The organism is Microbacterium sp. ZKA21 (assembly GCF_050434165.1).
Taxonomy (GTDB): Bacteria; Actinomycetota; Actinomycetes; order Actinomycetales; family Microbacteriaceae; genus Microbacterium.
Genome location: NZ_JBNPVV010000003.1, coordinates 37,216 through 55,100 on the forward strand (window position 1 = coordinate 37,216; position 17,885 = coordinate 55,100).

General features: G+C 69.3%; 20 protein-coding genes. 5 read left to right on the forward strand and 15 right to left on the reverse strand.

Features of this window, described 5'->3' with window-relative positions:
* Positions 1-10: 10 nt before the first annotated feature.
* The 6 genes from mnhG to M2317_RS07460 are packed head-to-tail and all read right to left on the reverse strand — an operon-like array spanning position 11 to position 6,254.
* Positions 11-400: a monovalent cation/H(+) antiporter subunit G gene (mnhG, locus tag M2317_RS07435; protein ID WP_429458795.1), complete on the reverse strand. Its 390-nt coding sequence runs from the start codon at positions 398-400 to the stop codon at positions 11-13.
* Positions 397-666: a monovalent cation/H+ antiporter complex subunit F gene (locus M2317_RS07440; protein ID WP_429458796.1), complete on the reverse strand. Its 270-nt coding sequence runs from the start codon at positions 664-666 to the stop codon at positions 397-399. Before M2317_RS07440 ends, mnhG begins: the two co-directional genes overlap by 4 nt.
* Positions 663-1,241, reverse strand: a complete 579-nt coding sequence (locus M2317_RS07445) for a Na+/H+ antiporter subunit E (RefSeq protein ID WP_429458798.1) — start codon at positions 1,239-1,241, stop codon at positions 663-665. The genes M2317_RS07440 and M2317_RS07445 overlap by 4 nt, the downstream gene beginning before the upstream one ends.
* Positions 1,238-2,791: a Na+/H+ antiporter subunit D gene (locus M2317_RS07450; RefSeq protein WP_429458800.1), complete on the reverse strand. Its 1,554-nt coding sequence runs from the start codon at positions 2,789-2,791 to the stop codon at positions 1,238-1,240. The genes M2317_RS07445 and M2317_RS07450 overlap by 4 nt, the downstream gene beginning before the upstream one ends.
* Positions 2,788-3,324, reverse strand: coding sequence for a Na(+)/H(+) antiporter subunit C (locus M2317_RS07455; RefSeq protein WP_429458801.1), 537 nt, complete (start codon positions 3,322-3,324; stop codon positions 2,788-2,790). Before M2317_RS07455 ends, M2317_RS07450 begins: the two co-directional genes overlap by 4 nt.
* Positions 3,324-6,254 (reverse strand): Na+/H+ antiporter subunit A, encoded by a 2,931-nt coding sequence (locus M2317_RS07460; RefSeq protein WP_429458803.1) that lies wholly within the window; start codon positions 6,252-6,254, stop codon positions 3,324-3,326. Before M2317_RS07460 ends, M2317_RS07455 begins: the two co-directional genes overlap by 1 nt.
* Positions 6,255-6,367: 113 nt before the next feature.
* Here M2317_RS07460 and M2317_RS07465 point away from each other — a divergent pair, with 113 nt between their 5' ends.
* Positions 6,368-6,769, forward strand: coding sequence for a phage holin family protein (locus M2317_RS07465; protein WP_429458804.1), 402 nt, complete (start codon positions 6,368-6,370; stop codon positions 6,767-6,769).
* A gap of 4 nt (positions 6,770-6,773) precedes the next feature.
* Here M2317_RS07465 and M2317_RS07470 read toward each other — a convergent pair whose 3' ends face one another.
* Both M2317_RS07470 and M2317_RS07475 read right to left on the reverse strand, forming a co-directional pair.
* On the reverse strand, positions 6,774-8,081 hold the full coding sequence (locus tag M2317_RS07470) for a hypothetical protein (protein ID WP_429458806.1): 1,308 nt from the start codon (positions 8,079-8,081) through the stop codon (positions 6,774-6,776).
* The gene (locus M2317_RS07475; RefSeq protein ID WP_429458808.1) at positions 8,078-8,464 is read right to left on the reverse strand and encodes a hypothetical protein; all 387 of its coding nucleotides are present in this window, start codon (positions 8,462-8,464) and stop codon (positions 8,078-8,080) included. Before M2317_RS07475 ends, M2317_RS07470 begins: the two co-directional genes overlap by 4 nt.
* Here M2317_RS07475 and M2317_RS07480 point away from each other — a divergent pair.
* Positions 8,463-8,987, forward strand: a complete 525-nt coding sequence (locus M2317_RS07480) for a low molecular weight protein-tyrosine-phosphatase (RefSeq protein ID WP_429458810.1) — start codon at positions 8,463-8,465, stop codon at positions 8,985-8,987. The genes M2317_RS07475 and M2317_RS07480 overlap by 2 nt on opposite strands.
* The gene (purB, locus tag M2317_RS07485; protein ID WP_429459551.1) at positions 8,987-10,384 is read left to right on the forward strand and encodes an adenylosuccinate lyase; all 1,398 of its coding nucleotides are present in this window, start codon (positions 8,987-8,989) and stop codon (positions 10,382-10,384) included. The genes M2317_RS07480 and purB overlap by 1 nt, the downstream gene beginning before the upstream one ends.
* A 221-nt stretch (positions 10,385-10,605) precedes the next feature.
* Here purB and M2317_RS07490 read toward each other — a convergent pair whose 3' ends face one another.
* Complete coding sequence (locus M2317_RS07490; RefSeq protein ID WP_429458812.1) at positions 10,606-10,947, reverse strand: hypothetical protein; 342 nt, start codon at positions 10,945-10,947, stop codon at positions 10,606-10,608.
* Positions 10,944-11,579 carry an acyl-CoA synthetase gene (locus M2317_RS07495; protein ID WP_429458814.1) on the reverse strand — a complete coding sequence of 212 codons (636 nt, stop codon included), beginning with the start codon at positions 11,577-11,579 and terminating at the stop codon, positions 10,944-10,946. Before M2317_RS07495 ends, M2317_RS07490 begins: the two co-directional genes overlap by 4 nt.
* Before the next feature lie 303 nt (positions 11,580-11,882).
* On the opposite strand from M2317_RS07495, the gene M2317_RS07500 reads away from it, so the two are divergent.
* Both M2317_RS07500 and M2317_RS07505 read left to right on the forward strand, forming a co-directional pair.
* On the forward strand, positions 11,883-12,791 hold the full coding sequence (locus M2317_RS07500) for a hypothetical protein (protein WP_429458815.1): 909 nt from the start codon (positions 11,883-11,885) through the stop codon (positions 12,789-12,791).
* 26 nt (positions 12,792-12,817) lie between these two features.
* Entirely contained in the window at positions 12,818-12,973 is a 156-nt protein-coding gene (locus M2317_RS07505; protein ID WP_429458817.1) for a hypothetical protein, read from the forward strand.
* A gap of 99 nt (positions 12,974-13,072) precedes the next feature.
* Here M2317_RS07505 and M2317_RS07510 read toward each other — a convergent pair whose 3' ends face one another.
* The 5 genes from M2317_RS07510 to M2317_RS07530 all read right to left on the reverse strand — a co-directional run bounded on the left by M2317_RS07510 (position 13,073) and on the right by M2317_RS07530 (position 17,819).
* Complete coding sequence (locus M2317_RS07510; protein WP_429458818.1) at positions 13,073-13,909, reverse strand: sulfurtransferase; 837 nt, start codon at positions 13,907-13,909, stop codon at positions 13,073-13,075.
* A 115-nt stretch (positions 13,910-14,024) separates the two neighbouring features.
* Positions 14,025-15,332: a DivIVA domain-containing protein gene (locus tag M2317_RS07515; RefSeq protein WP_429458819.1), complete on the reverse strand. Its 1,308-nt coding sequence runs from the start codon at positions 15,330-15,332 to the stop codon at positions 14,025-14,027.
* Between the two features lie 140 nt (positions 15,333-15,472).
* Positions 15,473-16,093 carry a response regulator gene (locus M2317_RS07520; RefSeq protein WP_429458821.1) on the reverse strand — a complete coding sequence of 207 codons (621 nt, stop codon included), beginning with the start codon at positions 16,091-16,093 and terminating at the stop codon, positions 15,473-15,475.
* The gene (locus M2317_RS07525) at positions 16,090-17,331 is read right to left on the reverse strand and encodes a sensor histidine kinase (RefSeq protein WP_429458823.1); all 1,242 of its coding nucleotides are present in this window, start codon (positions 17,329-17,331) and stop codon (positions 16,090-16,092) included. Before M2317_RS07525 ends, M2317_RS07520 begins: the two co-directional genes overlap by 4 nt.
* 38 nt (positions 17,332-17,369) lie before the next feature.
* Positions 17,370-17,819 (reverse strand): DUF2871 domain-containing protein, encoded by a 450-nt coding sequence (locus M2317_RS07530; protein ID WP_429458824.1) that lies wholly within the window; start codon positions 17,817-17,819, stop codon positions 17,370-17,372.
* Between the last annotated feature and the right edge of the window lie 66 nt (positions 17,820-17,885).

Sequence of the window (17,885 nt, forward strand, 5' to 3'; positions counted from 1 at the left end):
CTCCTCCGATTCACCCCGCGCCTGGCGGGGTCTGCTTCGCCTCGGCCAGATCGTCGACGACGAGGTGCCGCTGATCGGTCGTCCCGTTGCGATAGGCCTGCCGCCCGACCATATGCGCCGACAGCGGCGCCGTGGCGAACTGCATGAGCACCACCGGCGCCACCAGCGCCGCGCCGACGAGGATTCCGCCGACCGATCGCTGAGACAGTGCGATCGCGATGCAGATCAGCAGCAGCCCGAGCACCTGCGGCTTCGTCGCCGCGTGCAGCCGCGAGGGCACGTCGTGGAAGTGCAGCAGGCCGACGGCGGCGGAGAGGCACAGCAGCGCGCCGCACAGGATCAGGATGAGCACGGCCCAGTCGACGATGACGTCGGGGATCTCGAGGCCGAAGACGTTCATGGTGTCGTGTTGTCCCTTCTGGCGACGTACCGAGCGACCGAGATGGATCCGAAGACGCCGACGGCGGCGATGATCAGCAGCACCGGGATGCTGCGGGTGTGACCGTTGATCGCCATCTCGGCGCCGAGCACGCACATCACCTCGGTGAGCAGCACGTCGGAGGCCACCGCACGGTCCAGGATCGACGGCCCTCGGACGATCCGGACGACGGCGAGGATCGCGGCGATGCCGAACACCACCAGGATCACGGTCAGGAGAATGCTCATCGCCCACCTCCCGCGAGCGCGCGCTCGTCGTCTCTGAGCGCACGATACTGCGCGGGGCTGCCGAGCGCACGCACGATCCGCCGCTCCCAGCGCAGCACCTGCTCGCGCTGGCGGTCGACGTCGGCGACGCTGCGCACGCCGATGACGTGCAGATAGAGGATGCGGCGGTCGCGGTCCGCCTCGACGATGAGCGAGCCGGGGATCAGCGACGACGTCACCGCGACGTGCGTCATCACCAGATCGTCGGCGTATCTCAGCGGCACGGCCATGATCGCCGCCCCCGGCTGGTGGCGGAAGTCGAACACCTGCAGCGTCACGCTGAGCGCGCCGCGGAGCACCGCGAACAGGAACTGCACCAGGAACAGGGCCCCGTACCAGAGGTTGATCCGGCCGCTCAGCTCGATGGTCGGCAGGCGGAACACGCGGGTGACGAAGATCGCCACGACGAGACCCGTGACGAGCGCGAGCACGGTGAACTGGCCCCACAGCAGCATCCAGAGCACGACGAGCCACGCCAGGAAGGGGAGCTGGAGCAGGACGGCCTTGAGCAGGCCGGGACGCGTGTCCGGGCTCACGGCGACACCTCCTCTTCCAGCTGCACGAGGCTCACGGGCTGCAGCAGCGCATCGCCGATGCGGTCGCACAGCGCGTACAGAGGGCCAGCGAACACGGTCAGCGCCACCGTCACCGCCACCATGCCGCCGGTCGCGACCGTCATGATGTTCGGGATGCGGCGGCGTTCCTGCTGCTCGTCGGCTGCCGGCGCGTTGCCGAGGTAGGAGATGCGCCCGTCCGTCTCGGCGGAGTCCTCCTCCTCGCGCCAGAACGCGAGGTTCCAGGCGCGCATGAGCGCGTACAGCGTCAGCAGCGAGGTGATGATGCCGCCGAAGATCAGGACCATCATGATCGGGGTGCCGACGGACGCCGCCGCCTCGAACAGTGCGAACTTGCCGATGAAGCCCGAGAACGGCGGGAGCCCTCCGAGGTTGATCGCCGGGACGAAGTACAGCACCGCCAGGACCGGCGCCGCCTTCATGAGGCCCTTCACCCGCAGGATGCTGGTGCTTCCCGCTCTTCGCTCGATGAGCCCGACCGCGAGGAACAGGGTCGTCTGCACGACGATGTGGTGGACGATGTAGTACACCGTGGCGCCGATCGCGGCGGGCGTCGCGATCGCGAGACCGAAGATCATGTAGCCGACATGACTGACCAGCGTGAACGACAGGATTCTCTTCAGCTCGGCCTGCGCCACGGCGCCGAGCACGCCGACGATCATCGTCGCGAACGCCACGATCAGCAGCAGCGTGTCGATGCTGTTCTCGGCGAACAGCTGCGTCTCGGTGCGGATCAGCGCGTAGACGCCGACTTTGGTCAGCAATCCGGCGAACACCGCCGTGACCGGGGCCGGGGCGGTCGGATACGAGTCGGGCAGCCAGAACGACACCGGGAAGATGGCCGCCTTGATCCCGAACGCGACCACGAGCATCAGATGCAGCACGAGCTGCGTCTCCTGCGGGAGCTCGGTCATCCGCTCGGCGATCTGCGCCATGTTCACGGTGCCCAGCGCGCCGTAGATCATGGCGATCGACGCGAGGAACAGGATCGACGACACCAGCGACACGACGATGTACACGGCACCGGTGCGGATGCGGGATTCCGTGCTTCCTAGCGTGATCAGCACATACGAGGCGACCAGCAGGATCTCGAACCCGACGTACAGGTTGAACAGGTCGCCGGCGATGAAGGCGTTGAAGATGCCGGCGGCGAGGATCAGGTACGACGGGTTGAAGATCGAGATCGGCGTCTCGTCCGTGCCGTCCGCGGCGCCCTGACCGATCGAGAACAGCAGGACCGCGACGAGCACGATGCTGGAAACCAGGACGAGCAGCGCGGCCAGTCGGTCGACGTACAGGATGATGCCGAAGGGCACCGGCCAGCCGCCGACCGACACGGCCAGGGGGGCGCCCGCGTCGACGACGACGAGGAGGATCGCGGCGATCACCGCCACGGCGGAGAGCGTCGCCGCGGTCACGAAGATCTGCAACCGCGGGCTGCGCCCGAACACGAGCGTGATGGCGGCGCCGAGCAGCGGCAGCGCGACGAGAAGCGGGACGAGGGCGCTCACGGGCGGTCCTCCCCGTCGTCGGTCCGGCGCGGGCCGTAGGGCGAATCCACCGGAGCGTCGTCCTGGATGGAGGGGTGGTCACGCGTGTGCAGCACGGTGATCGGCGCGGTCTGCACGCCGACGAAGTCCGTGGTGACGTCTTCGTCCTGGGTGTCGCCCTCGTCGTCGAGGACGTCCTCGTCGGCATCCGTGCGTTCGCGCAGCGCGATGTCGGCCTCGTCGTCCTCGACCGTGTCCGCCTGGCCGAGCTGCCAGGAGCGGTAGATGAGCGCGAGCAGGAAAGCGGAGACGGCGAACGTGATCACGATCGCCGTGAGCGTGAGCGCCTGCGGCAGCGGATCGCTCACATCGGTCTCGCCGTAGAACGGCGCGTTCCCCGGTACGCCCATCACGATCAGCAGCAGCAGGTTCGTGGCGTTGCCCAGTAGCAGGAATCCGATGAGCACCCTGGTGAGGCTGCGCTCGAGCATCGCGTACACGCCGCACGCGAACAGCACCGCCATGACGACGATCAGGGTCAGCGAGACGTCCATCAGACGTTCACCCCCCGCGCGCGCATATCGAGCGCCTGCTTGTCGACTTCGGCACCGAGGCTGCGCAGCACGTCCAGCACCAGACCGATCACGACGAGGTAGACGCCGATGTCGAAGATCGTCGAGGTCACGAACTCGACATGGCCGATCAGCGGGATCTCCCACTCCCAGAACGAGCTCGTCAGCGGTGCGAGACCGAAGAACAGCGGCACCACGGCCGTGCCGACCGCGACGATGAGCCCGGCGCCCAGCAGCCGACCGGCATCCGTGGGGGCGGCGGCGCCGAGTTCCCAGCGTCCGCCGGCGATGTAGCGCATGACGAGCGCCATTCCGGCGACGAGACCGCCGGCGAAACCACCGCCGGGGCTGTTGTGCCCGGCGAACAGCAGGTAGATCGACACCACGATGATCGTGTGGAACAGGATGCGGACGATGACCTCGAGCAGGATCGACCGGTTCTCGGGCTTCATCTTCTGCCCGCCGACGAGCCAGGCCCGCGGCGCACTGCGGTTCTCGGCCGTCTGGAATCGCACGCCGTCCGTCGTCTCGACGAGAGGGTTGAGCCGCGCCTTGCGTCTGGTCGACCGCGGCAGGGTCCGCGTAGCCGCGAGCAGATCGGCGCGATGCGTGACGAACACGAGCGACGCGACGCCGGTCGCGGCGAGCACGAGCACCGAGAGCTCGCCCATGGTGTCCCAGCCGCGCAGGTCGACGAGGGCGACGTTGACGACGTTCTTGCCGTGGCCGAGATCGTAGGCGAGCTCTGGGAACAGCAGCGAGATCGGGTCGGCCACCCGCGACTGCGTGGCCACGATCGCGACGAGGGCCATGGTGACGCCGACCGCGATGCCGAGGACGGCACGCGGCACGCGTCCGACCGAAGCGTTGTGCTCGCCCATCCGCGCCGGCAGCCGCCGCAGCACGAGAGCGAACGTGACCATCGTGACGGTCTCGACGAGGATCTGCGTGAGCGCGAGATCGGGGGCGCCGCTGGTGGCGAACAGCACGACCATGCCCAGACCCGTCACGGACACGAGCACGACGCCGGTGTAGCGCTTGCGGGCGCGTACCGCGACGATGCCGGCGGCCGCCATGATCGGCGCGACGACGATCTGCGTCGGCGTGTGCCAGGCCGACAGGTTGAGTTGATCGACATCCGCCGCGAGCAGCGCCGTGATCTCGGCCACCACGAGGACGATGAAGACCGTGCCGACGTACACCGGCAGCGAACCGCGCTGCGTGAGCGAGGTCGTGAAGACCGAGAGCCGGTCGACGCTGCGGGTGATGAGGTAGTACGCGTCGGATGCCGTGAACGGCAGCATCCGCGGCTTGCGGTCCCACCCCGTGCGTCGGGACAGCAGGAAGACGCCGAGGCCGGCCAGGATCGACACGATCGAGATCGCGAGCGCAGGCTCGAACCCGTGCCAGAGCGCGAGATGCCCTGGGCCCGCGTCGCCCAGTCCCTGCGTCGCCGTGACCGCGTACCCGTGCAGCGCGACATCGACCGCCGGGGCCCCGATGCCGACCGCGAGCGTCGCACCGGCGAGGATGATCGGCGCCGACAGGAAGCCCACCGGCGGGTCGGGCCACGGAGTCTCCGGCATCCGGTCGCCCTGCGCATCGCGCTTGGTCCAGAAGGCTCCCCACAGGAATCGGATGCCGTAGGCCGCCGTGAGCACGGCTCCGAGCGAGACCCCGATGATGGCCACGATGCCCCAGGCGGATCCGGCGAGCGCATCGTCGAGCAGCGCGGTGAGGGCGGACTCCTTCGCGACGAAGCCGATGGTCGGCGCGATTCCCATCATCGACGCGATCGAGATGAACGCGGCGGTGGCCATGACCGGCGCCTGCCGGCCGACGCCGGAGAGCTCGGTGATGTCACGCGTGGACAGCTGCCGGTCGATGACGCCGACGATGAGGAAGAGCGCGGATTTGAACAGGGCATGCGCGATCACGAGAGCGATTCCGGCGAGCGCTGACGCCTGTGTGCCGTAGCCGACGACGACGGTGAAGAAGCCGAGCTGGCTGACCGTGCCGAACGCGAGAACGCGCTTGAGGTCGGTCTCGCGCAGCGCCTGGATGCCGCCGAGCAGCATCGTGAACACGCCGAGCGAGATGACGATCGGGCGCCAGGGCTCGCTCAGCGCGAAGATCGGCGCGAAGCGCGCGATCAGATAGATGCCCGCCTTCACCATGGCCGCCGCGTGCAGGTAGGCGCTGACCGGGGTGGGTGCGGCCATCGCGCCCGGCAACCAGAAGTGGAACGGGAAGATCGCCGATTTGCTGAGTGCCCCGACGAGGAGCATGACGATCGCGGCGTTCACCACCGGGCCGGTGGGCGGGTCGGCGAGCATGGCCGAGATGCTGGAGGTCCCGGCATCCACCACCAGCAGGACGACCCCGACGAACATGATGAGTCCGCCGAGCGTCGTCACCAGCAGCGCCTGCAGAGCGGCACGACGACTGGCCGCACGGCCGCGGTAGTGCCCGATCAGCAGGTAGGACAGGATGCTGGTGAGCTCCCAGAACATCACGAGCATGACGAGATCGTCTGTGAGGACGAGGCCGTACATCGCGCCGGCGAAGCCGAGCAGCACCGCGGCGAACTGGCCGAGTCCTGCTGCACTGTCGTGGAAGTACCACCGGCAGTACAGCAGCACGAGCGCTCCGACACCGGTGACGATGAGCGTCATGACCCAGGCGAGCACATCCATGCGCATCGACAGGTTCAGGCCGAGCTGAGGGATCCACGCGATCGACTCGAACGGCGTCGTGTCGGCGTCGAGCACCTGCGGCGTGAGGACGAGCGCGTGGACGAACGCCGCCGCCGGAACGAGCGCGGCGATCGCGAACGCCTGCGCACCGAGCCAGCGCACGAGCGCAGGCAGGAGCAGGGAGGCGAGGAGGAAGACCGCGAGGAGCGTCAGCATAAGCGGCTCCTCAAGGGCTCGTCGGCCATACGGCGCAGGCGGGCGGGTCCGTGCCAGTTTACCGGCCGAAACCGTGGCACGGGCCCGGGTTCGCGTGACAGACTGGTCGGATCATGCGCTTCATCGTCAAGGTCGTCATCAACGCCTTCGCTTTCTGGGTGGCCGCGCTGATCCCCGCGCTCGAGATCACGGTGCGCCCGTTCCCGCCGGGCGGCGACCTGCAGATGGTGCTCACCCTGCTGCTGGTGGGGGCGCTGTTCGCTCTGGTGAACACCATCGTCGGCACGATCGTGAAGATCATTGCGTTCCCGCTGTACATCCTGACCTTCGGCCTCATCGGGTTCGTGATCAACGGCTTCCTGCTGTGGCTGACCGCCTGGATCACGACCGGCTTCGGCTGGGGCGTGTCGGTCGGCGACTTCTGGTGGGTGATCGTCGGCGCGCTCGTGATCTCGATCATCAACGCCGTGTTCGGCTTCATCCTCCGCCCGCAGAAGAAGCGCAGTTCGGTCTGAGCGATCACTCGGCCCCTCCCGTCCGATCGGCGACGTACTCGGTCGACTCGATGGTGGTGGCCTTCGCCAGCGCTCTGAGCCGCTCGAGGTAGGCCTCCAGGCGCGGATCGCCGGACGCATCGGCGAGCTCGGCGGTCTCGATGTAGGTGTCCATCATGTGCGGCTCGAGGATCAGATCCTTGATGCTCGGCATCGGGTCGCCCTCGCGCTGAACGACCATGCTGTCCGGCGACCCTGTGCCGCCCTGCGATCCGCCGCCGGCGAGCGCGTTCACGACGTCGTCGGTGTGACGCAGCTGGATGAGGAGTTGATCGTCCCGCAGCGTCGGCTGCACCGGGCTGCCCGCCGTCACCAGCATCTGCACGTCGAACTCGTCCCCCATGGCGAGGTACGAACCGACCATGGCGCCCTGCGAGTGCGCGTACACGTCGACGACGTCGCCCGCTTCGGCACCCGCCTGATGCAGCGCGTCGAGCGTCGCCTGGTACGAGGCCGAGACCTGACCGGTGTAGAGCTCGGCGTTGGACTTCATGTCCCAGGGTTCGCTCGCACCGTACAGTCCGGACTGCGTGCCCTTGATGTACGCCACATAGTGCGCCGTACCGTCCTCGAAGGTGTACTTCTCGACCTTCACCTGGGCATCCTCCGCCTCGGGGAACCGCCGCAGCCCGTCGGCGAGCGACGCAGGGGCCGTCGCCGGGAGCGTCGTGAACACCGGTGCGACCTTGACCGGGTCCGGCCATCCGTCGAGCTTCGCCTTCCCCGGAAGCGTGCCGAACACGGCGGAGCTGCCGAGCATCGCGGCGATCGATGTGATGGCCCCGAAGTTCACACCCGTCACGGTCGTTGCGATGTCGAACTGACCGTCCAGGCCGTCGTAGCGCTGGTCCTCCCAGGTCTGCTGGAGATAGGTCGCCATCGGGCCGAGCCGTTCGTCGGAGGCTTCGAGATCCAGGATGTCCGGAAGGAGCGCCTCCGCAGCAGTGGGGTCCGCCAGCGCGAGCGCCTCGTACTCGGTACGCAGCTCGACGAGTTCGTAGACATCGGCCATGAGCAGTGTGCCGGTGATGATCTCGTCGATCCGGGCCCGCAACGCGGCCAGGCGGTCGCCCACCGCCCACAGCTCGACGGTGCTCACCGTGCTCGAGAGTCCCGCCGTGTCGGTGATCTGCCGATGCGCGGTGCACACGGCATCCGCCGCCTGGCCGACGCGCACGGCGACAGGACCGAGCCGCACCCCCACGTCCCGCAGCGTCTCGGTGTCGACCGCGATCGAACCGCCGTAGGTGATCTGCAGGTCGTCGTCGCTCATCGCGCGGCCTCCAGCTCCCACAGTCGCACGCGCAGCGCCGATTCAGCCGATGCGCACTCGGCGGTCAGGCTCGCGATGGTCTCGTGCAGCTTGCGCACGCCTTTCGCCTGCCAGTCGGTGTCGGCGACGAGAGGGACGAGGGCGACCCCGGCATCCTCGAGCCCTTCTATGGCCTCGTTGACGAAGCGACGGGCGGCGTGCCAGCCCCAGATCTGCTCCGGGGCCCAGTCATTGGCGATCTCGGTGGAGTACATGACGCCCAGATTGGCGCCCACCGCCCCTGTTCCGCGGCGGGATCTCGCGCCCTCTGCGGCACCGGTGGAGAAGCCGTCGGGAATCCGGTCTGTGCAGGAGCAGTCGCGCGGCGGCAGAATGGAATCCATGACCGACCCGGAACCCTTCCGCGTCATCTTCGTGTGCACCGGCAACATCTGCCGATCGCCGATGGCCGAAGTGGTGTTCCGCGACCTCGCGGAACGACAGGGACTCGGACCCCGGATCCTGTCGAGCAGCGCCGGAACCGGAGACTGGCACCTCGGCGAGCGCGCCGATCACCGCACGCTCGCCGCCCTCGAGCGCCGCGGCTACGACGGTTCGCGCCACCGCGCGCGACAGTTCACCGCGGCATCCTTCCGCGAGAACGACCTCGTGGTCGCACTCGACCGGACGCACGAACGCAACCTGCGCGAATGGGCGCACGACGAGGACGAGGAGGGCAAGGTCACGCTGCTGCTCTCGTTCGATCCGGAGACCGAGGTCACGGACGTCCCCGACCCGTACTACGCGGGCCCGGACATGTTCGATGCCGTGCTCGGTATGATTGAGACGTCGACCCGGGGCCTGTTCCGCCAGCTCGAGCCGGCCCTGCGCCAGCCCGCACGACGCCCCGCACTCGAGGGGCCCTGATCAGGAGGACTCCCCTGACTTCGCACGCCCCGCTCCCCGCCCAGCCGCTCAGCCCGCTCGACGGACGCTATGCCGCCGCCGTCGCCGGTCTCGGTGACTTCCTCTCCGAGGCGGGACTCAACCGCGCCCGTGTCGAGGTCGAGGTCGAGTGGCTGATCGCCCTCACCGACCGCTCGCTGTTCGAGACGGCCCCGCTGTCGGATGCCGACAAGGAGCGCCTGCGCGGCCTCTACCGCGACTTCGGCCAGGCCGAGATCGATTGGCTGGCCGAGAAGGAAGCGGTCACGCAGCACGACGTCAAGGCGATCGAGTACCTCGTGCGCGACCGCCTGTCGACGCTCGGACTCGACGCGATCGCCGAGCTCACCCACTTCGCCTGCACGAGCGAGGACATCAACTCCGCCTCCTATGCGCTCACCGTCAAGCGCGCCGTGCTCGGCGTGTGGCTGCCGGCGCTGGACGGCGTGATCGCGAAGCTGCGCGAGCTGGCCGTCGAGCACGCGGACGCGCCGATGCTGTCCCGCACGCACGGGCAGCCCGCGACGCCGTCCACCATGGGCAAGGAGCTCGCAGTCTTCGCGTGGCGCCTGGAGCGGGTGCGCGGCCAGATCGCGGCATCCGAGTTCCTGGCGAAGTTCTCGGGTGCGACCGGCACCTGGTCGGCGCACATCTCGGCCGAGCCGGACGCCGACTGGCCCGAGATCTCCCGCTCGTTCATCGAGGGCCTGGGGATCGACTTCAACATCCTTACGACCCAGATCGAGTCGCACGACTGGCAGGTCGAGCTGTACGACCGGGTGCGTCACGCCGGCGGCATCCTGCACAACCTCGCCACGGACATCTGGACCTACATCTCGCTCGGCTACTTCGCGCAGATCCCGGTGGCCGGTGCGACCGGGTCGTCGACGATGCCGCACAAGATCAACCCGATCCGCTTCGAGAACGCCGAGGCCAACCTCGAGATCGCCGGCGGCCTGCTCGCGACGCTCGGCCAGACCCTGGTCACCTCGCGCCTGCAGCGCGACCTCACCGACTCGACGACGCAGCGCAACATCGGCGTCGCGTTCGGGCACTCGCTGCTCGCGCTCGACAACCTGCGCCGCGGCCTGAACGCCATCTCGCTGCGCCGCGACGTGCTGCTGGACGACCTCGACGGCAACTGGGAGGTTCTCGCCGAGGCGATCCAGACCGTCATCCGGGCCGAGGTCGTCGCCGGCCGCTCGACGATCACCGATCCGTACGCGCTGCTCAAGGAGCTCACGCGCGGCAACCGGGTCGGCGCCGCGGACCTGGCGGCCTTCGTCGAGACCCTGGAGATCGGGGATGCCGCGAAGCAGCGCCTGCTCGCGCTGACCCCCGCGACCTACACCGGCATCGCGGAACAGCTCGCGAAGTAGCCCGCGGGGTAGGGGTCTCGGGCCGAGGAATCGCACCCGAGACGCGGTGCGGTCACGTTTCGGGTGACCTCGGCATCCGCCCACCCGCCCGAAGCGTGACCGAACACAGCAACGGTCACGTCAGCGGCGACCTGCGCACGCGGCATCCCACCGCAAGCGTGACCGCACCGAGCGGTGGCGCGCACACAGCGGCCGCGCCGAAGCGGACTGCTCGAGCGCGCTCAGGCCTTGTCGGGCGCGGAGCCCTCGGCATCCGGCTCGTCGTCGTACAGCACGGGGCGTTCGAGTTCGTCGTCCTTGTACTGGGCCGGGTCGACCGCGAGCATGAGCATCGCGATGCCGAGCAGGGTGACGATGAACGCTCCGCCGCCCACCACGAGGCCGAGCGCCACGGGGCTCAGCCCTTCGTACGTGCCGTTCGCGATCGCGAGGTTCACGCGCGACGTGAAGGCGCCGGTCGAGATCAGCGTCACGACGGCGGCGAAGATTCCGGCGGCCGCGGCGATGCCGAGCAGGTGCAGCGGACGCAGCAGCTCGCGGCGGGTGGGCTTGTCGTCGGTCATGCCGCACCTCCGGAGAGCGGGGCCGCGTCCGCGGCGGGGGTCTGGGCGTCGTCGCGCAGCGGGGTGAACCCGGCGATCCCGAGGAACACCGCGACGAGAGCGGCGTAGCCACCCAGCATCCCGACGCCGAGGATGATGCCGGTGAGCTGGAACGTGCCGGCATCATCGACCGTGTAGTCCGAAGAGAAGCCGGCCGGGATCAGCAGCAGAGCTGCGGCCAGCAGGATGCCGAGGCCACCGATGAGCAGCTGGTCGCGCGCGAGCGGGTCGTTCGCACGACGTCCGCGCAGGCCGACGATGATCTCGACGACGCCCGAGAGCACCGCCCACGAGATGACGACCACGAAGAACATGTCCTCGGTGCGCCAGAGCGGAACGCCGGCGACCATGCCGGCGAGACCGTCGATCACGGCGAGCAGCACGTACGGCCAACGGCGACCGGGTTCGGCGACCAGCCAGGCCCCGAGTGCCAGGACGAAGCCGGTGACGATCGCGAACCCGCTGAAGACCGCGAGGCCGACGGCCGCGGAGTGATCGGAGGAGAACGTCACCATCAGCGCTGCGATCGCCGCGAAGGCCGCGCGCAGCAGCTGGATGTGTCGCACCGTGAAGGCGCGGGCGGGGGCAGACATGACGGATCCTCGGTCCTGATGGTGGTCCGTCCCAGTCTACCGGCGCAGATGCGGCGGCCCACCCGCCCAGGACGGGCATCGCGTCGGAATCCGGCGGTCCGTCCCCAGGCGGACCGCCGGACTCCTCGCTCGCGCAGCATAGGGGCATCGCTGCGCCGGTCGTGCCCATCCGCGCTCGGGCTCCTGCTCGCGGGTGGAACGACCCAGCGACCACTGCTTCCCTCTGGAGCCCCGAGACGGAAGCAGCTGGCCGTATGCTCGAATCTACGAGAACACCGTTCACATACCTGGGGGAGGTCTGTGATGTCAAGGGAGAACAACTCTCACGCCGGCGACAACGCCTTCGCGGAGGCATTGCGCGACGCCGTCCTCGCGCGCGGGGTGACGCTCGCGTGGCTCAACAAGCGTCTGCGCGAGAACGGCAACGCGGTGTCGATGGCCACACTCAGCTACTGGCGCTCGGGCGCTCGTCGGCCGGAGGGCGCGCAGTCGATGGCCGCGATCGCCGACATCGAGACGTTGCTGCACCTGGACAGCGGCGCCCTGGAGAGCCTGGTCGGGCCGTCGCAGCGCGTCGGTCCGGTCGGCCCGCCCGCTTTCCCGCTTCACGAGGGCGTGCTCGAGGATGCCGTCACCGAGGTCTTCCGTGCCCTCGGCGCTCCGCAGTTCGATCTGGCCCGCGATGTGAGCACGCACTCGGTCACGGAGGTCGGCGCGGACGGCGACGTCGTCTCGCGTACGACGAGGACGCTGCTCCAATCGATGTCCGGCCTGCTCACGCATGTGCCGTACGTCGACATCACCCCGGGGATCTCCACGCCGGCTCCGACCTTCCGCGCCGTGGGCGGTGGACGGATCACGGCACGACACTCGCACGCGTCCGGCGAGGTGCATGGGTTCTCGCTCGAGCTGGATCAGCCGGTCGACAGCGCGCAGATGACGATGATCGAATGGGCGCTCGACGTGCCGCCCGGGTACCCGTCGGTCCGCGAGACGGGGCACGGCGTCGCCCGCCAGGCTCGCGACATCGTGCTGTGGACCCGCTTCCACCCGGATGCCCTGCCCGACTGGATCGAGGAGGTCGAGGAGACGCCGGACGGCATCGTGACCACCCCGCTCACGATCGACTCCGGCTCGAGCGTGCTGCAGGTGCGCCGCCGGTTCGGCCCGGGGATGCTGGTGCTGCGCTGGGGATACGGCGAGCGCGACTGACCCGCACCTGTGCGCGGTCGGGTCCTGTGGGCGCACAGGCCGGGTTCTGCGCCACTTCTCTGAGTCTGCGCCTGATACTTCGTATCGCATCTGCAGGCAAGTGGCGCGAACCCCGGGCGGATGCCGGCGTGAAGCTCGCGGCGACGACGCTCACCGTCCTGCCGGTGCTGCTGAAGGGCTGAACAGGCCCGGCCGCGACCTGGATCAGCGTGGAAGGCAAACGCCGGTTCTGACCAGCGATAGCCGACGTTTTCCTTCCATGCTGGCGGCGAGTGCCACGATCAGCGCGGGTCGGGCCCGGTCACGACGGGGCGGCCGGGGGTGTTCGACCACTGGCTCCACGATCCGTGGAAGATCTGCGCGTTGATGCCGGTCTCGGCGAGCATCAGCGCGGTGTGCGCGGCGGTGATGCCGGAACCGCAGTACGCGGCCACAGGCGTCTGCGCCGTGACGCCGATCGCGGCGAGGTTCGTGCGGATCTCGTCGGTGCCGCGCGCCTTGCCGTCCGCGTCGAGGTGGGTGGCGGTCGGCAGGTTGATCGCGCCGGGGATGTGCCCGGCGACGGGATCGTACGGCTCGGTCTCGCCGCGGTACCGCTCGGGGGCGCGCACATCGAGCAGGACTCCGGATGCCGGGAAGGCCGCGACCTCGTCGATCGTGAGGCTCCCGCCCCCGATGTCGGTCAGCGTCACTGTCCCGGACTCGTGCGTGACCGCGCCGGATTCGACCGGCAGGCCGGCAGCGCGCCAGGCCGGCCACCCGCCATCCAGGACGCGGACGTCGACACCGCCCTGCTGGAGAACCCACCATGCGCGGGCGGCGGCGAGCCCCCGGTAATCGTCGTACACGACGACCACGTCGCCGTCGTTCAGACCCCATCGCCGCGCGGCATCCTGAACCGTCGTGGTCTCGGGCAACGGGTGGCGTCCCTCGTCCGGACGCCCGTGGCGGGACAGCTCGGTCTCGAGGTCGACGTAGACGGCGCCGGGGATGTGGGCGGCGAGATGGTCGGGGTAGCCATCCGGACCGCCGAGCCGCCAGCGCACGTCGAGAATCCGCAGCCGCGGCTCTCGATCGATCAGGTCGGACAGCTCGGCGGCGCTCACGAAGTGGGACATGATCCCAGCGTATGACGGCGTCGGCCCCCGCTCGCGACGAGACGAGACGAAGCGCGGTGATTGCTGATCAGCCGTCACCGCGTTTCGACAACGAACGAGGGGACGGCGCCTGGACTCAGTCCTTTTCAGCAGGCTCGAGCTCCTCGGCGACGTCGACCGCCTCGACGAGCTCGTCCTCGTCGGCAGCATCCGCATCCGTCGGCTCCGCGGTCAGCACGCCATCAGGACGGATGAGCTCGCGCACCTCGGCCATGAAGCTGTTCAGCTGCTGCTGCTGCCAGCGCAGCTGTCGCGTGCGGTCCTCGGCGTCGCGCAGCACCTCGGTGGTGTGCCCGATCACGGTCTCCACGATCCTCTGCGCCTTGACCCGTGCACGGTCGAGCGTCTCGCGGGCTCGCACCTGAGCATCCGATTCGATCGTCTGCGCCTGCGAACGCATCAGGCGCTCGTAGTCGTCGGCCTTGGCCGAGATGCGCTGCGCGTGCTCGAGCGATGACTGCACCTGCTCGTTCGCGTCGCTCGTGATGCGCTCGGCGTGCGCCACGGCCTGGTTGTGCAGCGTCAGGAACTCCTGCTGCGCGTCGTTCTGGCGGCGCGTCAGGCTCTCCTCGAACTCCAGCACGCGCGTGTTCATCTCGCGGACCTCGCGTTCGGCATCCGCGCGCTGCTGCTGCGTCTCGCGCGTGACCATCGAGCGCAGCGCTGCCGAACCCTTCTCGGCCTCCGCGCGGACGGCCGCTGCCTCCTGCTCGGCCTGCGTCACCTTCTCGGCGGCGTGCGCTCCCTCGCGGGCGATGCGCGCCTCGTGCGCGGTGTATTCGGTGTCGATGCGCAGCCGCACCTGGTCGGCCTCGGACTGCGCCTCGGCGGTGATGCGGGCGACATCGGCCGCCAGCTCCGCGCGCTTGGACTCGGCCTCTTCGCGTGCCGCTTCGAGCAGGCGCTCCGCCTGCGTGGCCGCGTTCTGGATCAGGACCGTCGCCTGCTCCTCCGCGACCCGCAGCACGGCCTCGAACTGCAGACGCGACCCCTCATCGTCGCCGTCCTTCTTGGGGGCCTCGACGAGTTCACTCGTGAGCGTCGCGACCTGCTGCTCGAGCTCCGCGGCCTGCGCCTGGGCCGCGGCGGCCGCCGCCTCCAGCTCGGCGATGCGCTCCGCAGCCTCGGCCTGCGCGGCTTCGGCCTCGGCACGGACCGCGTCGGCCTCGCCGCTCGCGCCGTTGCGGGCGAGCGCGACATCCGTCTCGGCGCGCTGCAGCTGCGCGCGCAGCGTCGCGACCGCGGCATCCACCTCGCCCTTGTCGTACCCGCGGAAAGCCTGCGTGAACGACGCCTGCTCACGGGGAGCGCTGCCGCCGCCCTGCACCAGCTGGTCGAAGAAGTCGGGCTCTCGTCCGTCGCGGTTGTCGGCGTTTTCGGTCATGAGGAACCTTTCTGAGGATCCCGCCCGGACAGCATCGACGAATGCCGCAGAAGGCGAAGGGGAGGAGGATGGCGCGAAGCTCGCGACACATCCTAATCCGTCCGGGTGTGCAACGGGCCGGGGGATTCCGGCCGCCGGAGTCAGATCAGGCCCTTCTCCCTGGCGCGGCTGACCGCCTTCGCCCTGCTCTCCACCTGCAGCTTGCCGAACAGGTTCACGAGGTGCGTCTTCACGGTTGCTTCGGTGACAAACAGCGCGCGGGCGATCTCTCGGTTCGAGGCCCCCGCTCCGAGCATCCCGAGGACCTCGTGCTCGCGGTCGGTCAGCCGCACCTGCGGCCTGCGCCTCCCCTCGGCGACGCGCTCGGCGAGCTCAGGGGCGAGCACCAGCTCTCCGGCGGCGGCCTGCGCGAGCGCCCTCATGATCGTCTCCGGCGACACGTCCTTGAGCAGGTAACCGGCCGCACCGGCTTCGATCGCCCGCAGGATGTCGGCATCCCGGTCGTAGGTGGTGAGGATGATGACGGCCGGAGCCGGCTCCAGTGCGCGCAGTGCTGCGGTCGTCGCGACCCCGTCCATGCCCTCCCCCAGGCGCAGGTCGCAGAGCACGACGTCGGGGTGCAGCATCCGCGCCGCGGCGACGGCCTGCTCCCCCGTACCGGCTTCGCCGGCGATGTCGACGTCGTCCTGGTGCGCGAACAGCGCGCGCAGTCCGGTGCGCACGATCGGGTGATCGTCCACGAGCAGCACGGAGATGGTCACGCGAACCCTCCCATCGGCGCGTGCGCGGACAATGCGGCGCCATCCCCCAGCGCACTCTCCACATCGAGCCCTCCGCCGAGCTCGCGCAACCGCTCCCGCATGGCGTGCAGGCCGTAGCCGCTGCCGTCCGCACCGCGGCGCGCCGTGTCCCAGGCCGCCGCATCGAATCCGCGGCCGTCGTCCACGATGTCCAGCCGAACGGTGTCGCCGGCCTGCGCGAGACTCAGCGTCACGCGCCGCGCACCCGAGTGCATCCGCACGTTGGCCAATGCCGATTGCGCCGTGCGCAGCAGAGCGACCTCAATCGGCATCGGCAATTGCCCCAGGTCCGGATCGGCGCGCAGTTCCGCGTCGATGCCGGTCTCGGCGGCGAGGTGGTCGACCATGCGTCGCAGCGCACCGGCGAGCGCCGTCTCGTCCAGTTCGGCCGGCGCGAGCGCGTCGATGATCCGACGGACGTCCGTGAGCGAGTCGTGCGCGATCCGACCGATCTGCTGCAGGGCGCGATCGGCGGACGGATCGACGGTCTCGTCGCGCGCGGCCCGTGACAGCATCCCGATCGACGACAGCCCCTGCGCGACCGTGTCGTGGATGTCACGCGACAGCCTCGTGCGCTCCGCGATCACGCCGGCTTCGCGCTGCGTGCGGGCGAGCTCCTCCTGCAGTTCGGCCATCTCGTCCTGCGCGCGCAGCAGCGAGTCGACGAGACGCTGCCGGTCGCGCATATCGGCCGCCAGCTCGACGTAGCCGCGCGCCAGCCCGAACGCGAACAGTCCGCCGATGAGGGGCCCGATGACATTCGCGTATGTCGTCGCACCGTGATGCATGAGGGGTGCGGCGATGGCGAGGACCAGCACGATCGCACTGAAGACGGCCGCGCGCGCCACGGACAGCAGGTAGCCGGCCAGCAGCCAGAGCGGGAAGGCGACCCAGACGTACTCCGCCGACACTGCCAGCCCTGCTGCCCACAGGATGCCGAGGCCGACCAGCCACAGCGCACCATGCCGTGCGTCCCGGCGACGCGCTGCGATGGTCAGGCCCGTCGCGTACCAGCCGAGGAAGAGCACCGATGCAGCCACCGCGGGCAGTACCTGCGTCCCGCCCGCGGCCGCCCTGACCGTTGCGATCACCACGAGCAGCACGGTCAGGACGACCTGTCCCGCCCGCATCGACCGCAGCACGCCGGCCAGCGAACGCAACGACATGCCGGAGCGATCGGTGTCTGACGGGTCGGGCATGAACCGATTCTCCTCGGTCATGCGCAGATCCGCGCGGATCAGACGTGTGCAGGCGCAGAGACGGATGCCGCGGCATCCGTCCTGGAGACGAGCGCTTTGCGCAGGGCGAGGAAGAGCAGGATCATCCCAGCCGTCAACAGCATGTGGCCGAGGCCCGCGATGCCGGCGATCATCTTCGAGGATTCCATGCCGAGGACGGTGAGCGACCCGTGCACGACGAGCATCCCGCTGGTCACGATGACCCCGGCGTTGTAGATCCAGAAGAACCACGCGAACAGGCGGCTGCGCGACAGGGCGAACTGCTTCTCCAGCACGAGCACGATCAGCAGCACGATGAAGCCGAGCGTCAGCAGATGGGTATGCGCGAGGCCGAGCTGGGTGAACTGCCCTTCGGGGAAGCCGTTGAGTTTGGTGAACTCGCGGTAGAACAGGCCGGAGGCGACGCCGGCGAGCATGTAGGCGAAGGCGGCGTAGAAGAGTCGGGTCATGCTCCCAGCCTCACCGTCGATGCCCGCCGGCGGTTCCATCGAAGGATGGAGATCCGGCGCTCAGGC

What these genes read in the sequence shown, in the direction of transcription:
- mnhG (WP_429458795.1), bottom strand. Translation starts at nt 400, where the DNA reads ATGAACGTCTTCGGCCTCGAGATCCCCGACGTCATCGTCGACTGGGCC.
- M2317_RS07440 (WP_429458796.1), bottom strand. Translation starts at nt 666, where the DNA reads ATGAGCATTCTCCTGACCGTGATCCTGGTGGTGTTCGGCATCGCCGCG.
- M2317_RS07455 (WP_429458801.1), bottom strand. Translation starts at nt 3,324, where the DNA reads ATGGACGTCTCGCTGACCCTGATCGTCGTCATGGCGGTGCTGTTCGCG.
- M2317_RS07460 (WP_429458803.1), bottom strand. Translation starts at nt 6,254, where the DNA reads ATGCTGACGCTCCTCGCGGTCTTCCTCCTCGCCTCCCTGCTCCTGCCT.
- M2317_RS07465 (WP_429458804.1), top strand. Translation starts at nt 6,368, where the DNA reads ATGCGCTTCATCGTCAAGGTCGTCATCAACGCCTTCGCTTTCTGGGTG.
- M2317_RS07470 (WP_429458806.1), bottom strand. Translation starts at nt 8,081, where the DNA reads ATGAGCGACGACGACCTGCAGATCACCTACGGCGGTTCGATCGCGGTC.
- M2317_RS07480 (WP_429458810.1), top strand. Translation starts at nt 8,463, where the DNA reads ATGACCGACCCGGAACCCTTCCGCGTCATCTTCGTGTGCACCGGCAAC.
- M2317_RS07475 (WP_429458808.1), bottom strand. Translation starts at nt 8,464, where the DNA reads ATGGATTCCATTCTGCCGCCGCGCGACTGCTCCTGCACAGACCGGATT.
- M2317_RS07490 (WP_429458812.1), bottom strand. Translation starts at nt 10,947, where the DNA reads ATGACCGACGACAAGCCCACCCGCCGCGAGCTGCTGCGTCCGCTGCAC.
- M2317_RS07495 (WP_429458814.1), bottom strand. Translation starts at nt 11,579, where the DNA reads ATGTCTGCCCCCGCCCGCGCCTTCACGGTGCGACACATCCAGCTGCTG.
- M2317_RS07500 (WP_429458815.1), top strand. Translation starts at nt 11,883, where the DNA reads ATGTCAAGGGAGAACAACTCTCACGCCGGCGACAACGCCTTCGCGGAG.
- M2317_RS07510 (WP_429458818.1), bottom strand. Translation starts at nt 13,909, where the DNA reads ATGTCCCACTTCGTGAGCGCCGCCGAGCTGTCCGACCTGATCGATCGA.
- M2317_RS07515 (WP_429458819.1), bottom strand. Translation starts at nt 15,332, where the DNA reads ATGACCGAAAACGCCGACAACCGCGACGGACGAGAGCCCGACTTCTTC.
- M2317_RS07525 (WP_429458823.1), bottom strand. Translation starts at nt 17,331, where the DNA reads ATGCCCGACCCGTCAGACACCGATCGCTCCGGCATGTCGTTGCGTTCG.
- M2317_RS07530 (WP_429458824.1), bottom strand. Translation starts at nt 17,819, where the DNA reads ATGACCCGACTCTTCTACGCCGCCTTCGCCTACATGCTCGCCGGCGTC.